The 1,301-nt window shown below is 39.7% G+C and carries 2 protein-coding genes; one reads left to right on the top strand and one right to left on the bottom strand.

The features are described 5' to 3' along the window. Positions 1-106: 106 nt before the first annotated feature. Positions 107-310, bottom strand: a complete 204-nt coding sequence (locus tag QI30_RS19760; protein ID WP_126992133.1) for a hypothetical protein — start codon at positions 308-310, stop codon at positions 107-109. Positions 311-575: 265 nt separating this feature from the next. On the opposite strand from QI30_RS19760, the gene QI30_RS19755 reads away from it, so the two are divergent. After that, positions 576-1,058 (top strand): JAB domain-containing protein, encoded by a 483-nt coding sequence (locus QI30_RS19755; protein WP_126992148.1) that lies wholly within the window; start codon positions 576-578, stop codon positions 1,056-1,058. Positions 1,059-1,301: the final 243 nt, after the last annotated feature.

Below are 1,301 nucleotides of genomic sequence, written 5' to 3'. Positions count from 1 at the left end.
TAGAAAATAATCAACCTATATTTTGCCCACACTACCTCTTCATCACAAGCAAAAGACGCTTTGTGTGAAGGGGTACGTGTCGCTTTGGCATTAAACGCTCCGATAATCACTCGCTGTAAGTGCCTAACAGCGAGTAGATTCCTGTATCGTTTACGGCTAGGCCGCCATACCAAACGAGGCGAAGATCAACATCTAATACAAAAGACAAATCGGAAGTGACTGTCACGGCAGTCACTTTTATTGTGCCCATTTTTTCGATTTCTTTCGCCATACGCCCAAGCAATAAGATCATTTGCTTGGGCTTTGCCATTTGCGTTCAACTTGCGGCAAGCAGCGTGGCAGATTCTGCCTACCACACTGCTATCCGAGTTTCACCTCAAAAAGCAAGGACCGTCAAAATTTTTTGTTTAAACATGCTTACGCTACAAAAAATTTTGAGCTATCGCTAAGGCGATTCCTTGCTTTTTGATTGCTGCAAATAGCTGCATGGCATAGCCAAGAAATCGGAAAAAATTCAGCCTTCCGACTTCGGGATTGCGGCTAAAGCAATCAAAAAAATCTAAGGAGGAAACACCATGACAAACCCTACTAACCAGTCGTTAGAGCCGATTTATGAGATTGTAAAAATTAAAGCCGAGCGTCGTAAACTGCCAAAGAAATATTTGTCGGAAAACCTTACAGATTATACAGTTCGTAGCCCTCAAGATTTTGCCAATATAGCGATGAAATTTATTGGTGACGAGGATAGAGAAATCTTTTTAGTCGCTTGTTTATCAACCAAAAATCAAATTCAATCTTTGCACCGTTGTCATATCGGTTCTTTAAATGCAAGCATCGTAACACCACGTGAAGTGTTTAAAACAGCATTCTTACAAAATGCGGCTTCGATAATTGTTGGGCATAATCATCCTTCTGGAAATTGTACACCAAGCCCCGAGGATATTGATGTTACCGAGCGTTTAAAGGAGGCAGGTGAGCTCTTAGGTGTGGAACTTCTCGACCATTTAATCGTCTGCGAAAATAACTTCCTATCATTAAAAGAAAAAGGATATATGTAATATTGAAAAGGCGCACACTTTGTGCGTCTCTTTTCAATTTATATGAGACAGGGTAAGGGATTGTAAGTGAAAAATCGCGTCGCCTTGTGTGCAAGGCGACGAAATAGGATGTGATCAACATGGAGCAACATACATTTAATAAAGATTTCCTTGGCGAAAATTTGAAAAATCTAAGGAACTATTGTGGATTTAAAACATTTGAAGTCGCTTACTTTTTGAATTTATCATTGTATACTTGTTTTA

This window comes from Candidatus Kurthia intestinigallinarum (assembly GCF_003991225.1).
Classification (GTDB): Bacteria; Bacillota; Bacilli; order Bacillales_A; family Planococcaceae; genus Kurthia; species Kurthia populi.
Note: the sequence above shows the minus strand (reverse complement) of the source record. Positions and strands in the feature narration are given on the sequence as shown.

What these genes read in the sequence shown, in the direction of transcription:
- QI30_RS19755 (WP_126992148.1), top strand. Translation starts at nt 576, where the DNA reads ATGACAAACCCTACTAACCAGTCGTTAGAGCCGATTTATGAGATTGTA.
- QI30_RS19760 (WP_126992133.1), bottom strand. Translation starts at nt 310, where the DNA reads ATGGCAAAGCCCAAGCAAATGATCTTATTGCTTGGGCGTATGGCGAAA.